Raw genomic sequence first — 13,457 nt, forward strand, 5'->3', positions numbered from 1 at the left:
GTAAACCGTCTACGCAACTGACTAGTAACTACTATTTATTTCATGCGACGTTTACTTCCGTTTGCAACGTTGACCAACGTAGTGTTGATCGGGTTTAGCGTGTTTAGCTGCCAGACCAATAGCAGTGTCGACCCCAATGCCGTAGCTACCGACTGCCTCGTAAAAGCGTCATCGAACAATGGCGTGGCCATTGCCGGAGACTATATCATTACCTACCAGCCAGCGCAAGCGCTGCCCGTTGCTCCCGGTGCGCGGGTTGCGGCTGCCGAAGCTCTCGCCGAAAATCTGTTGGCAACGCATTTGGTGGCCAATGCCAATGCCGAAATTCTGGCCACCGGCGAACAGACCAGTTTTCTGGCGCATCTGACCGAAACCGAATCAAAACGATTGACGCTAGACCCGTCGGTAATGCTGGTTGAACCCGACCGCATTGTGGCAATGTGCAGTTGTGTCGATGTGGCAACCACAACCACGCTGACCTGGAATGTGAAGCAAACGGGGTATGGTCGGGGTGATTTACAGGCCGATAAAACCGCCTGGATTATCGACACCGGTATTGATCTGGATCATCCGGATCTGAATGTCGATGTGAGTCGGAGTAAATCGTTTATTAGCGGTACTACTTCGGCCGATGATGAAAATGGACACGGAACCCACGTTGCCGGTATTATTGGAGCGAAGAATAACAGCATTGGTGTCACCGGAATTGCGTCGGGGGCCACGCTGGTATCGCTGAGAGTGCTGGACGATGAGGGCGAAGGTCGGCTATCGGGAATTATTCAGGCGGTAAACTATGTGTATCAGAACGGTAAAGCGGGCGATGTCGTCAATTTAAGTCTGGGTGGCGAAACGACCTCTACTTCGCTCGATCAGGCGATTTTGAAAGCCGCCAAAGCTGGAATTTTGTTTGCGATTGCAGCCGGAAACGATAGCAAAAGTGCCGATAGCTATTCGCCTGCCCATGTGAATAATGCCAATGTGTTTACGGTATCGGCCATGAATAGCGCCAATCAGTTCGCTTCGTTTTCTAATTATGGTAGTAGTGTCGATGTGTGTGCCTATGGCGTGAAAATTACATCGACCTATAAAAATGGCACCTATGCAACCCTGAGTGGTACATCAATGGCGGCTCCTCACGTAGCCGGATTATTGTTGATACGAGGAAATAACCTACCCACCCACGGAGCTGTTACGGGCGATCCCGACGGAACGCCTGATCCGATGGCCGGGGAATAATCGCTTTGCTTTGGAAAGAAAAAACGCGGACAGTAGGTGTATTCTGGGGTTCGCGTTTGTTTTATCCCCCTTTTCTGAAGCGAGACAAGGCTATTTAAATGACCGAAGGCCATCGGGAGATGAGGTTAGTAGCCGAAAATTTAGTAGATTAGGGTTGATTACTTCAACCTGCCTTGCTTTCACTGTGGCCGACTCAATCTTTATTCTCTTCGTTCTTTGTCTGAATGTAATTATCTGCGAATGGCTTATCAAAAAACCGGGTTTCCGACATATTGGAACGGCTTTGCTGGTAATTATTGTCACGGCCATTGAAGCTAATCTTCGTATTATCTCTGCCACCGAAACGCCAGTCTACGAAGGTATTTTTAGCTATCTGGCTCCATTTTCGCTATTTCTGCTGTTGCTCAGTGTTAATCTGAAAGATTTGCGGCAGGCCGGTTTGCCCATGCTAACCATGTTCCTGATCGGGTCGGCTGGAACGCTGATTGGTGTTTTTATCAGCGTCTGGGCATTTTCGGCTCCGCAGACAGTCGGGAAATTGTTTTATGCACTGGCTGGCATGTTTGCCGGTACTTACATAGGTGGAAGTATCAACTACCATGCGGTGGCCCTGCACTATAACATCTCGAAAGCGGGAAATCTGTTTGTGGCGGCAACGGCGGCCGATAATATCATGACGGCTCTCTGGATGGTCGTTACCATCTTGTTCCCTCCTATGCTACAACGACGGTATCCTCGGTTGATCAATGCCCATAAACCCGCTGGGGCACCCACAACTGCCAATGCTATGGTCGATGATCCATTTGCCGATTCAGAAACCATAAATCCAAACGATCTGGCATCGTTGCTGGCGTTGGGATTTGGCGCAATTTTTCTATCGAAGATGCTGGCTGGTTTCATTCCTGCTATTCCTTTTGTGCTGATTCTGACAACAATAGCCCTGGCGCTTGCTCAGTTCCGGTTTATCAATAAACTGCGTGGTAGCCGATTGATAGGGTTGTTTGGCGTCTATATTTTTCTGGCGGTTATAGGAGCCTATTGCGATGTGGCTGCATTGATTCGCGATGGTCAGTTAGCATTCATTCTCTTCGGCATGATTCTGCTGATGGTTTTTATTCATGCCGTCATTTTGTTTGGAGTCGGTGCTTTGTTACGTCAGGATTGGGCCGTACTGGCTATTGCATCGCAGGCAAACATCGGCGGAGGAACGTCTGCACTGGCTCTGGCAAAAAGCCTGAACCGTCCTGATCTACAGCTTCCAGCCGTGCTGGTGGGTACGCTGGGCAATGCTATCGGAACGTATCTGGGCATTTTTGTGGCCGAAGCTCTGAAATAACAAAGCCTCCAACGGGTACCCGTTGGAGGCTTGTAGCGCTAAAAGGTTTCCAAAATCATTTAGCGCTACGCTGTAACCGACTACGAGTGATTGTCGGCCACTACAACGACCGGCGCTACTGCTTCCGGGTCGTTGTCAGGCGACTCTTTTTTCTGTTTCAGGGCTTTTCGGCCTGCTTTTTTCAGCGTCACATCGTATAAATCCGTCCGGCGATCCTTGAGTACCTGAACCGAGCCATGTTCGTGTAATTCTTTCAGCAGACTCAGGTCGATGTCGGCAATCAGCACCATTTCGGTGTTGGTAGTGGCCTCGGCTTTTACGGCATTTGTGGGGAACTGGAAATCAGATGGCGTAAATACCGCCGATTGTGCGTAGTTGATATCCATGTTGTGAACTTTGGGCAGGTTGCCCACGCAGCCCGAAATAGCAACATAACATTCGTTTTCGATGGCGCGGGCCTGGGCACAATGGCGTACACGTGAGTAGCCATTCTGGGTGTCGGTCAGAAACGGCACAAACAGAATCTGCATACCCTGCTGGGCCAGAATCCGGCTCAGTTCGGGAAATTCGACATCGTAACAGATGAGCATACCAATTTTACCACAGTCGGTATCAAATGCCCGAATTTCGTAGCCACCCACCATGCCATAGTGTTTTACTTCATTGGGTGTGATGTGGATTTTACGATACTCTTCCCACGAACCATCGCGACGACAGAGGTAAGCGACGTTGTAGAGTTTGCCATCCTCGTCGACCAGTGGCATACTGCCGCCCACGATATTGACATTGTAGGAAATTGCCAGTTCGCAGAGTTTTTCGCGGACGGGCTCCGTAAAGTCGGCGAGTTTTCGAATGGCTACTGGTTCGGGCAGGTCGTTGAAGTCGGCCATCAGTGGCGTATTGAAAAACTCAGGCAACACCATAAAGTCGGCCCGGTAATCGCTGACCGCATTGACGAAGAATTCGACCTGATCCAGAAACGACGTGAGATTCTTGAACAGACGCATCTGCCACTGAATCACTCCCAGCCGGATAATGGAGTCGGTATGGGGTTTCTTATCTTTTTCAACAACGTAATAGATGTTGTTCCATTCCAGCAGCGTTGCGTATTCTTTCGACTCCGAATCGCCGGGCAGATACCCCCTCAGCACTTTCTTCACGTGGAAGTCATTAGAAAGCTGGAAGGTAAGCGTTGGGTCGTAGATTTCTTTTTGCTTCACCTTTGCAATGTACTCGCGGGGCGAAAGCTCGTCAGAAAATTTGTTGTAGTTCGGAATTCGTCCGCCAGCCAGAATCCCTTTTAAATTCAACTGTTCGCAGAGTTCCTTCCGGGCATCGTACAGGCGTCGCCCCAGCCGCAGGTCGCGGTAGTCGGGGTGCACGAATACTTCAATACCATAAAGATAATCACCCGTGTCGCTATGTGTTTTAAACGTATAGCCGCCGGTAATTTCAGCATAAGTATGATTGTCGCCAAAGAGATCGTATTGGATTCGAATGGCCAGCGCGCTGGCAACCACCTTCCCGTCGACTTCAACGCAGAATTGCCCTTCGGGAAAAATCGTAAGTAGCTTGTTAATTGAGCTTTTGGGCCAGTAGTCACCGCCAATGCCACTATAGACCTCAATCATGGCTTCTTTGAGGTCGTGATAATCTTCTTTCTGTAAGTTTCTGGTTTGTATGTGCATAAAAATCGGTCTGAACCGGGATTTAGTTGATTTTATTGACCGACTTTGCTTTTGTTTGATTTCGCTTCTTTGAAGCGCTTTTATAGTTCAAAATCAAAGCCATTCCGCAAAATCCCATAAATCCTGGTTCAGACATCATAATCGTTGGTCGATACTTTCCACCATTTCATCAGTCAGGTCCAGGTGCGTGACAAAGCGTACCAGATGTTTGCCAAATACTACGCTTCGGATTCCTTTGGATTCTAATTGAGCAACATAATCGGTAGCTAAGAGGTTTGCCGACAGCCTGAAAATTATGATATTGGTATCGATAGGCAGAATTTCTTCGATTTCCGGTAGCCGTTCGAGTAGTGCACCAATTTTTCGGGCGCGGGAATGGTCTATTTTTAAGCGGTCGATGTGATGGTCGAGAGCGTAGATACCCGCTGCTGCCAGAAAGCCAGCCTGTCGCCAGCCTCCTCCCATAAGCTTGCGGAACCGCCGGGCCTGCCGAATCATGTCGGCTTTTCCGAGCAGGAGCGACCCTACCGGACAGCCTAACCCCTTCGAGAGGCAAATACTGATCGAATCGAACAGATTACCATACGCTTGGGTTGGTTCGCCGGTTTCGACAAGGGCGTTGAAAAGCCGGGCACCGTCCAGGTGGAGAATCAGACCATATTCGTCACAAACCCGACGGATAGCTGCAATTTCAGGAACGGTATAGTAACAGCCACCACCTTTATTGACGGTATTTTCGAGAACGACTAATCGGGATAGTGGCTTGTGCGGGTCCGATGGATTATAGATATGTTCCCGAATAAGGTCGGGGGTCAGTTTACCCCGCTCGCCATGGGCCAGGCTGGCCGATGCCAGCGCATTCACCGAAATACCCCCACCTTCATATTGATACACGTGCGAGAGGTAATCGCAGATCACATCGTCGCCGGGGCGGGTATGAGTGCGGATGGCCAGTTGATTCGTCATAGTACCGGAGGTACAGAACAACGAAGCTTCCATGCCAAACATGGCTGCGGCTTTGGCTTCGAGGGCGTTAACAGTAGGGTCGTCGCCGAGAACATCATCGCCCAACTGGGCCGAAAACATAGCCTCGCGCATGGCGGGCGTGGGTTGAGTAACAGTGTCGCTGCGTAGGTCAATCGTCATATAGCAAAGGTCGTACAGAATGGATTTGCGGACAATGACCGATGCCCGGATTTAACCCCATTTTATAGTTTTTAGCTTCGGAAAGAGGCCGAAAATAGTAGTTTTGTGAATCGACTAACCGCTACGGACAGGATGCCTGCCGAAAACAGGCAAGCCCTGTTAGCTGTTGACAGCTATTGGCCTCTGGACGAACACCGCGAATTTGCCATGCGTTTTATAAAGGCGAATGCATGAATACAGCCTGCGAGAAGTTTATACTGCCTCGACATGGAGCCGAACTTCCGGCCAATGAATGACCATAATTAAACTTTCTTTTTGTGACATACGACTTAGCAGACATTACCCGCGACATTTGCACGATTGCCACCGATGCTGGTACTTTTCTACTTCAGGAGCGAAACCGGTTTCAGCCTGAAGCTATTGAGTATAAAGGACTTAATAACCTGGTTTCTTACGTCGATAAAGAAACGGAGAAACAACTGGTGAGCCGCTTACGCGATCTACTTCCCGAAGCTGGTTTTATAACCGAAGAAGGCACAACAGGGCAGGAAGCCGATCAGACGGCACTGAACTGGATAATTGACCCGCTCGATGGCACAACCAATTTTATTCATGGGTTGCCCGTTTTTTCGGTAAGTATCGGGCTGGCGCAGGGAAAAACGCCCATTGCCGGCGTCATTTATGATCCTAACCGCGACGAATGTTTTTCGGCCTGGCAGGGTGGAGGGGCTTATTGCAATGGAACAAAAATTTCGGTTTCGCCGGTCATGCACCTTTCCGAAAGCCTGATTGCTACGGGCTTTCCCTACCGGATTTTTGATAAAATGCCAACCTATCTCCAGATTCTGGAAACACTCATCAAGCAATCGCATGGATTACGTCGGCTGGGGTCGGCGGCTATCGATCTGGCTTATGTAGCCTGTGGACGTTTTGAAGCGTTTTATGAATATAATCTTAATTCCTGGGATATGGCCGCTGGTGTGCTGCTGGTTCAGGAAGCGGGCGGAATCGTATCGGACTTCGAGGGCGGAAGCGAGTACCTCTTTCGGGGCGACATTATTGCCGGTTCGGGGATGCAACCTGAACTGTTAAACGTGATTCAGAAATATTGGGAATAATATTCGCTTTTCGGTTGCTCTGCTTATTGGCAGGCATTCAGCCCAGACGGAGCAACCGTAAACCAAAAACCGCAAGCACATGAACGATCAGGATTTATATTCGCTACGCTACCCGATTGGCGATTTTGCTTATGGTAGCGTGTTTACGCCCGAACAGACCCAGGCACACATCGCCGAAATTGCTGGGCTTCCAAAGAAACTGACCGAACTGATTGGGAAGTGGGGCGACGACCGGCTTGGTACTCCCTATCGGCCTGAAGGCTGGACAGTTCGGCAGGTTGCCCACCATGTTGTTGATAGCCATATCAATGCCTACGTTCGGACAAAATTGGCTCTGACGGAAGAGAACCCAACAATTTCGCCTTATGGAGAAGGTGAATGGGCTAAACTGCCCGACTATCAGCTCGATGTAGCGCCATCGCTGGTTATTCTAAGTAATTTGCACCATCGATGGGTGGCAGTACTAAATTCATTAACAGAACCGCAACTTCAGCGGACCTATTTTCATCCGGGATTGAAGCGTAGCTTTCCATTATCGGAAGTAATTGGGCTCTATGCCTGGCATGGCGAGCATCACTATCAGCATGTTTATCAACTGGCCATTCGGAACGGATGGCTCGGGAAAAATGTATAATAAAGTGACGGGTGAAGAATAGCCCCTTAGGCAATTAGTCTTCACTCGCCACAAACAAAGTCATGCAGGAAATCATCATCATACTGGTTTTTATCGCTGCGATAGGGTATCTGGCGAGCCGGGCTTACCGGAGTTTTTCGAAAAAGCAGGCTGGCTGTGGCAAAGGATGCGGGTGTGCTGCTGACGTAAATCGGCCGGTAACCACTACCGCGAAATGAATATCTATCGGCTGGCTTAACATTTTCCTGATCCGGTGGTTTTTGTTGAAGTGAACATTCAACGAATCATCGGATTATTTTTTATCATCGCGGCCCTTACAGTATCCGTAAGTTGCCATCGTGTGCGCCCTAAACCTCCTGTTCCTCAGGATTTTGAACCGTCAATCCCCGATCCTATATCCTACGTTGCGGGCGACGTAACGTTTAAACTCAACGACCTGGAACAAAAGATCAACAAGTCGCTTGGTATTGTACTTGTGCCAGAAGAAACGTTTGAAGGGAAAAAAGGAGAAGCCTGGCATCTGCGGGTTGAACGGACTGGCCCCGTTAAGATTAACTATGCCAACCGGCAGGTATCTTTTTCTGCTCCATTGCAGGTTTATTATACAAATCCTATTGGTTTGAAGAAGGTTCGGAAACGTCGGCCATTGTGCGCACTGTCAGTAAATTTTGTGAGTCCACTGGGCATTTCGTCGAACTGGCGATTAACAACCCGTTCGCGATTTGAGGATTATAAGTGGATTGAGCAGCCAACGGTAAAATTGCTTGGCCTGAAAATTGGAGTTACTAAACTGGCCGAAAATATACTGAACAAACGAAAAGCTGATATCGAGGCTGCAATTGACAAAGCCGTCCACAGTGAGCTTCGGCTCGATAAGCACGTAAGCAAGGTTTGGCGCGATATCCAGAAACCGTTGCGCATCACAAAAAAACCGGAAGAAATCTGGATCATTCCGAAACCATTTAGCGTGGCGGCTGCACCGGTTTATGGCAACAAAAAGCAAATAACGGTTCCACTTCAGATTGCTTTCCGGGTTGATACCAAAATTGGGCCTCGGCCAGAACAAACGGAGCTTGAGCGATTACCCCGACTGTTGAAACGGGCTACAATGCCCGAAGCTGCCCGGTTACAAGTCAGGGCCTTTATTCCATACGAAGACATGAATCGGGTGCTGGCAGTTGCATTGGCGCAACAAAAGCTTCATTTGATAGGTGGAAAAATCAAGATCAAGGAAGCCACGGTTTACGGCAGCGGAAAATCGCTGATTATGAAAACCGAAGTTGCCGGTGCAGTAAACGGAACCCTTTATTTTCATGGACAACCTGCCTATGATACCTTAACCAATACGCTACGCATCAAAAACCTCGATTTCGACGTAGATACCAAAGAACGTTTGTTTGCCACCGCCGACTGGCTTCTCCACGATAACCTGCGCGATACGCTTCAGTCGGTTGTTGTGGTGCCGCTTCGGCATGAGATCGACGAAATTCCCGAAAAAATCGAGACGGCATTTGCCCGCGGCAAAGCAGGACGAAAAACGGATCTCGATATCAATGCTTTTCGACTGGTACCCGAACGGCTGGTGGTTCGTCCGGAAGGAGTTCAGGTGCTGATTAAAGTCGATTCGAAAGTAGCCGTTAAGATTAAAAAGCTCTAGTTAAACTGGTTTCCAGCGCCATAGATACTGGCAGGCAGTTGTGCGGTGTGGCCGCCAGGCGTCGGCAATCTGATGCAACACCGTATAAAGAGCTTTGCCATTAAGCCCGTTCGTGTGTTCGGGGTAGGCCCGAATCATTCGCTGGCGAATTACCAGATCGTCGATCGGAAACACATCGGGGCGGTTCAGTACAAACATCAGCAGCATCTCCACCGTCCAGCGACCGACCCCCTTGATAGGAAGCAGGTATTGTACAATTTCTTCATCGGTCATGCCATCGAGGTGGGCCCGGTCCATTGGATTGGCCAGTGAAAACCCGGCTACACTCTGCAGGTATTTTATTTTCTGGAACGACAGCCCGGCGCTGCGTAATTCTTCGGTTGTTTTTAGTAACAGGGCCTCAGGATGCGGATAGCCATCGGGAAAAAGCTGGCGGAACCGACCAAAAATAGCATCGGCTGCCTTGACTGAAATCTGTTGCGAGACGATGCTTTCGAGGAGCGCCAGATAGACATCGTCTGCATAATCGTTGAATACTTTGGGAGCAGGTGTTTCATCGATCAACCGGGCCATTACAGGGTCTTTGGCGATATGATCGAGAGGAGAAAATTGTTCAGTAGCAGGTTGCATGACAGCTATATTGAGCCAGGGTGGTTTAGGTATTATGGTTTACGATTGCTCCGCTTAATGGCACGCATTCGGTCCATGCAGCACAACCGTAAACCGTAATACCTAAACCAAACAAAGGACGGAAAAGGTCATTAGCGTGGCCAGATTCCTTTCAGATTGTCGAGGTATTTTTGACCTGACCCCGTATTCAATAACAGGATGTGTTCATTGGGCTGTAACCAACCTTCGTGTAACAACTGTTTGGTTGCAGCCCAGAGAGCGCCACCTTCTGGAGCCGCGAAAATACCTTCGTGCCGACCCAGTTCCGACACGCCTTCCAGCATCTCTTCGTCCGAAACAGCAATGGCTGTTCCTTTTGATTCCTGAAGGGCCTCAAGAATGAGCGGTTCTCCAATGGGGCGGGGTACTGCCAGACCGTTGGCCAGCGTGGGTTTGCCAATATATTGTTTGCTATTGGCCTGAATTCCCCAAAATGTATCGACAATAGGACAGCAGTTCTGGGCCTGCACAGCCACCAGTCGGGGAAGTGGCTGACCAGGCAATAGCCAGCCCAGTGACTGCATTTCCCGAATAGCTTTCCAAATCCCAATGAGGCCCGTGCCACCGCCCGTTGGGTACATTATAACGTCGGGTAGCTGCCAGGTTAGTTGTTCGGCAATTTCATAGCCCATGGTTTTTTTACCTTCCAGTCGATAGGGCTCTTTCAGAGTCGATACATCGAAGTAGTCGCCATGCCGATTCAACTCACGCACTTTTGCCGCGCAGTCGTTAATCAATCCATCAACCAGAATAACCGTAGCACCGTAGGCCAGACATTCTTCCCGAAAAGCGTCGGGTGTATGGCGGGGCATCACAACTACGGCTTCCATACCGGCTCGTGCACAATAGGCCGCCATTGCAACCCCTGCATTGCCGGCAGTGGGTACAATGCAGGCTTTTTCGCCATTTTCTTTCGCTTTCGAAATGGCTAGACTCATACCTCGTGCCTTAAACGATCCGGTTGGATTCAGCCCTTCATCTTTGAGCGTAAGCCGATCGAGCGATTGCGTTTTGGCCAGCCGGGGCAATGCGAGCAATGGGGTAAACCCTTCGCCAAGACTAACCCGGTTATCCGGATCGAGTACTGGCAACACTTCGGCATAGCGCCAAAGCGTTTTTTCGCGGGTCAGCAGCTCGGCTTTATCAACTCCCCGGTCGAGCTGGTAGGTAGCTACTAATGGCATCTGACAGCAGGGCGATAGGGTTTGACTGGTAAATGGTGAATGGGTTTGGCCGCATTGGGTACATTGTAACGACTGGAGCAGTGATGAAGTGATGGCTGTATTCATGTGATCGGTAAACTTTTTGGCAAGTTGGTCGACCAATGATTTTGCCACAAACGCTGTTTTGGAATGAGTTATTCCTGAATCGAATAATAGCGTCGGGTGAACCGAATAAATGCGTTGACCAGTGGATTGTTTTCTGTTCCTTTCCGCTGAATGAACTGAAACGTACGCTCAATAGCCAATCCTTCAATAGGAATCGCCACTAACTCACCAGCGGCCAGTTCTTTCAGAATCGCCCGTTCAGGCAGAAAAGCCAGGCAGGTATCGGCCAATACGAAATTTTTGAGCGCTTCGGTGCCTCCCAGCCGAATCAGAATCTGGAGGTCGGCCGGGCGAATCCCATGTTTTTGCAACGTATCTTCAACTACGGCCAGTGTGCCCGACCCCGGTTCGCGAACGGCTAAAGGTATAGTGGCTATATCGCTGATGGAGACGGTTCGGTTGCGCAGTGGACTGTTGCAGGAGCAGACCGCAAGTACCTGATCGGTCATGAACGGCGTATAGGTCAGGGTGTTAACCTGAGTGAGACTTTCAACAATACCAACGTCAATCTCGTGGTCGATCAGGGCTTTTTGAATATTACTTGAATTCCGGTTCAGTACCTGTATCTGCATATTTGGGTGCGTACGGAGGTAGGCCGACAGGACCGGCGGCAGCACATACAGGCTAATGGTGGTGCTGGAGCCAACAGCCAGTCGTGTTGTAGGTAAAAAATTTTCGTTGAGCTGCTGAAGCTGTTGATGGAGGTCCACCTTCAGTTGAGCCGCTTCCAGACCCTTCTGGTACAGCAACATACCCGCCTGGGTTAGGCTTATACTATTGCCATGCCGTTCGAAAAGAGCCGTTTTATAGAAGGCCTCCAGTGCTTTGATGTGCTTACTAATGGCCGACTGACTTAAGAATAATATCTGGCTGGCTTTGGTAAAACTGAGTAGCCGGGCCACTTCCAGAAAAATTTCATGTTGTAACGAGAGCATGAGCAAAGCTATTTGTCATTAGTCAATGGTCATTAGCCATCGGGGGTGAAAATACCCATGGCTAATGACTGGGTATGTTTATTATGATTCCATTTTCTTGATAATATGCTCCGGTCCCACGGCTTCGATATTGGGAGGACCGGCGGGGTAATAGCGGAATGAGGTTTTTTCGATCAGGGAGGGGTAGGGTTTAAACGTAATCCAGCGAAGGGGCCATTTGCGAACCCAGAGGCCCCCTTCGACGAGGGCCGAAAACCAGTTGGGCGGGCGCTTATAACCAAACGCAGTTCGAAGGTTATCGCTAATCAGGGCCGAAAAAGCAGGCTCTACCAGCGGGTGAAGCAACGCGGGAAACCAGCCCTTAACAATGGCAACCGTTGCATCGGCAATGCGCCGGTTACTTTCGGTGTACCTGAAATGCTGGTTTTCGTAGGTTTCGGTAAATGACCGTAGCTCATCCAGATTAGTTGGCAGGTCGGTCAGATTCATTCGGCGACCTACTTCCCTAAAAAAATAAAACAGTGCCAGTTCTTCTGATTTAGTCAGTTTGCGCCAGCCATAGCGGGCAATCCAGTTAATAGGGTAGAAGACAAATGTTGCCAGCACAAACAGAAAATCAGTATTGTCGATTCTATAATGGCCATGAATCATATTCATGTGGGCAATGGCGCGTTGGCCTTTTTCGCTGTCGTAGCCCGATTCCATAAATTCAGAGATCAACCGGCTCGTGTCGTCGTAGCGTTTTTGGCCATGCTGTTCGAACTCGCCCGTATGGGCCAGTAGCCCCGACACACGCGGACTGGCATACGTATGAAACAGAGCAAGTTCCAGGGCCCGCGTAATGTCGAACGGAAATTCATAGGCTGTCAGTAAATGAACGATCCGCTGATGGTCCCTGACCGGGTCGAGTTGTTTCAACTCTTTCCAGACAGCAGTAGTGCGAAACAGGCCTAATCGCTTTTTATACACAGAGTTCATTGGAATAGTAAATTGTTGTTTTCAAAAGAGGACTATAAACGTTGGTACATGATATAGGCATTAGTAAGGCCAAGTTGCTGATGATTAAACGCATTTGGAATTTCGCCGATAATCGTGAAACCTAATTTTTGCCAGAGATTCACGGCTCGCCGATTACTCTTGACTACTATATTGAACTGCATGGCTTTATACCCCAGTCGTTTTGCTTCTACCAATGAAAACTCGCCCATTGCCTTACCTATACCCCGACCGGTAGCCTGGGGTAACGTCATATATGAACCATTGGCAATGTGCGAGCCCAAATCGGGCTGGTTATCTTTCAGAACAAAGGTTCCCACAATAGTGTCATCCAGCAGGGCAACATACGTATGTTTGTCGGAGCCGCACCAATAGGCCAGCATTTTTTCGCGGGACGAATCCGGTGCAAAAACATAGGTGTCGCCCGTAGTAATAACCGCCTGAATGATCTCCCAGATTTTGTCGTGGTCGACCGGCGTTGATTTTCTGATGGTAAGCATCGATACAAAATACAAAGGAACTGGATTGGAGCCCGATGCAAAGAACGGAATTATTTATCGTCTCGGATGACGAATATAATGTCAGAAAAATAGCGTAAGTTTCGGTTAATGTGGCTTCCGCTTCTCCACAACCGAAGGCCACCGCACGAACTACCGGGAGGCTCAACTGAATTAGTTCGGTTGAGCTTTTTCTATTTTTCAGATAGCCCTTTTC

General features: G+C 49.3%; 14 protein-coding genes. 7 read left to right on the forward strand and 7 right to left on the reverse strand.

The features are described from left to right. Positions 1–42 precede the first annotated feature (42 nt). Together WBJ53_RS14675 and WBJ53_RS14680 are read left to right on the forward strand one after the other, a co-directional pair. On the forward strand, positions 43–1,236 hold the full coding sequence (locus WBJ53_RS14675; RefSeq protein WP_338876896.1) for a S8 family serine peptidase: 1,194 nt from the start codon (positions 43–45) through the stop codon (positions 1,234–1,236). 184 nt (positions 1,237–1,420) lie between these two features. Next, positions 1,421–2,572, forward strand: a complete 1,152-nt coding sequence (locus WBJ53_RS14680; protein ID WP_338876897.1) for a DUF819 family protein — start codon at positions 1,421–1,423, stop codon at positions 2,570–2,572. An 80-nt stretch (positions 2,573–2,652) separates the two neighbouring features. Here the strand turns inward: WBJ53_RS14680 and WBJ53_RS14685 are convergent, their stop codons facing one another. Next, positions 2,653–4,260 carry a bifunctional GNAT family N-acetyltransferase/carbon-nitrogen hydrolase family protein gene (locus tag WBJ53_RS14685; protein WP_338876898.1) on the reverse strand — a complete coding sequence of 536 codons (1,608 nt, stop codon included), beginning with the start codon at positions 4,258–4,260 and terminating at the stop codon, positions 2,653–2,655. Positions 4,261–4,395: 135 nt separating this feature from the next. Next, positions 4,396–5,406, reverse strand: a complete 1,011-nt coding sequence (locus WBJ53_RS14690) for a GntG family PLP-dependent aldolase (RefSeq protein WP_338876899.1) — start codon at positions 5,404–5,406, stop codon at positions 4,396–4,398. A gap of 105 nt (positions 5,407–5,511) precedes the next feature. Here WBJ53_RS14690 and WBJ53_RS14695 point away from each other — a divergent pair, with 105 nt between their 5' ends. The 5 genes from WBJ53_RS14695 to WBJ53_RS14715 all read left to right on the forward strand — a co-directional run bounded on the left by WBJ53_RS14695 (position 5,512) and on the right by WBJ53_RS14715 (position 8,815). Then, a complete protein-coding gene (locus WBJ53_RS14695) occupies positions 5,512–5,640 on the forward strand; it encodes a hypothetical protein (protein ID WP_338876900.1) in 129 nt (42 codons plus the stop codon). Positions 5,641–5,723: 83 nt separating this feature from the next. After that, entirely contained in the window at positions 5,724–6,524 is an 801-nt protein-coding gene (locus WBJ53_RS14700) for an inositol monophosphatase family protein (protein WP_338876901.1), read from the forward strand. A gap of 79 nt (positions 6,525–6,603) precedes the next feature. Then, positions 6,604–7,158, forward strand: coding sequence for a YfiT family bacillithiol transferase (locus tag WBJ53_RS14705; RefSeq protein ID WP_338876902.1), 555 nt, complete (start codon positions 6,604–6,606; stop codon positions 7,156–7,158). Positions 7,159–7,220: 62 nt separating this feature from the next. Beyond that, on the forward strand, positions 7,221–7,376 hold the full coding sequence (locus WBJ53_RS14710) for a FeoB-associated Cys-rich membrane protein (RefSeq protein ID WP_338876903.1): 156 nt from the start codon (positions 7,221–7,223) through the stop codon (positions 7,374–7,376). A gap of 122 nt (positions 7,377–7,498) precedes the next feature. Further along, positions 7,499–8,815, forward strand: coding sequence for a DUF4403 family protein (locus WBJ53_RS14715; RefSeq protein WP_338876904.1), 1,317 nt, complete (start codon positions 7,499–7,501; stop codon positions 8,813–8,815). Here WBJ53_RS14715 and WBJ53_RS14720 read toward each other — a convergent pair whose 3' ends face one another. The 5 genes from WBJ53_RS14720 to WBJ53_RS14740 all read right to left on the reverse strand — a co-directional run bounded on the left by WBJ53_RS14720 (position 8,816) and on the right by WBJ53_RS14740 (position 13,243). Continuing rightward, positions 8,816–9,445 carry a DNA-3-methyladenine glycosylase 2 family protein gene (locus tag WBJ53_RS14720; protein WP_338876905.1) on the reverse strand — a complete coding sequence of 210 codons (630 nt, stop codon included), beginning with the start codon at positions 9,443–9,445 and terminating at the stop codon, positions 8,816–8,818. It lies immediately after the preceding gene. 131 nt (positions 9,446–9,576) lie between these two features. Then, positions 9,577–10,821, reverse strand: coding sequence for a threonine synthase (locus tag WBJ53_RS14725; RefSeq protein WP_338876906.1), 1,245 nt, complete (start codon positions 10,819–10,821; stop codon positions 9,577–9,579). Positions 10,822–10,841: 20 nt separating this feature from the next. Then, positions 10,842–11,747, reverse strand: a complete 906-nt coding sequence (locus WBJ53_RS14730; RefSeq protein WP_338876907.1) for a LysR family transcriptional regulator — start codon at positions 11,745–11,747, stop codon at positions 10,842–10,844. Positions 11,748–11,828: 81 nt separating this feature from the next. Next, positions 11,829–12,725 (reverse strand): oxygenase MpaB family protein, encoded by an 897-nt coding sequence (locus WBJ53_RS14735; protein ID WP_338876908.1) that lies wholly within the window; start codon positions 12,723–12,725, stop codon positions 11,829–11,831. Positions 12,726–12,757: 32 nt separating this feature from the next. Then, positions 12,758–13,243 carry a GNAT family N-acetyltransferase gene (locus tag WBJ53_RS14740; protein ID WP_338876909.1) on the reverse strand — a complete coding sequence of 162 codons (486 nt, stop codon included), beginning with the start codon at positions 13,241–13,243 and terminating at the stop codon, positions 12,758–12,760. Positions 13,244–13,457: the final 214 nt, after the last annotated feature.

The organism is Spirosoma sp. SC4-14, from assembly GCF_037201965.1.
Lineage (GTDB): Bacteria > Bacteroidota > Bacteroidia > Cytophagales > Spirosomataceae > Spirosoma.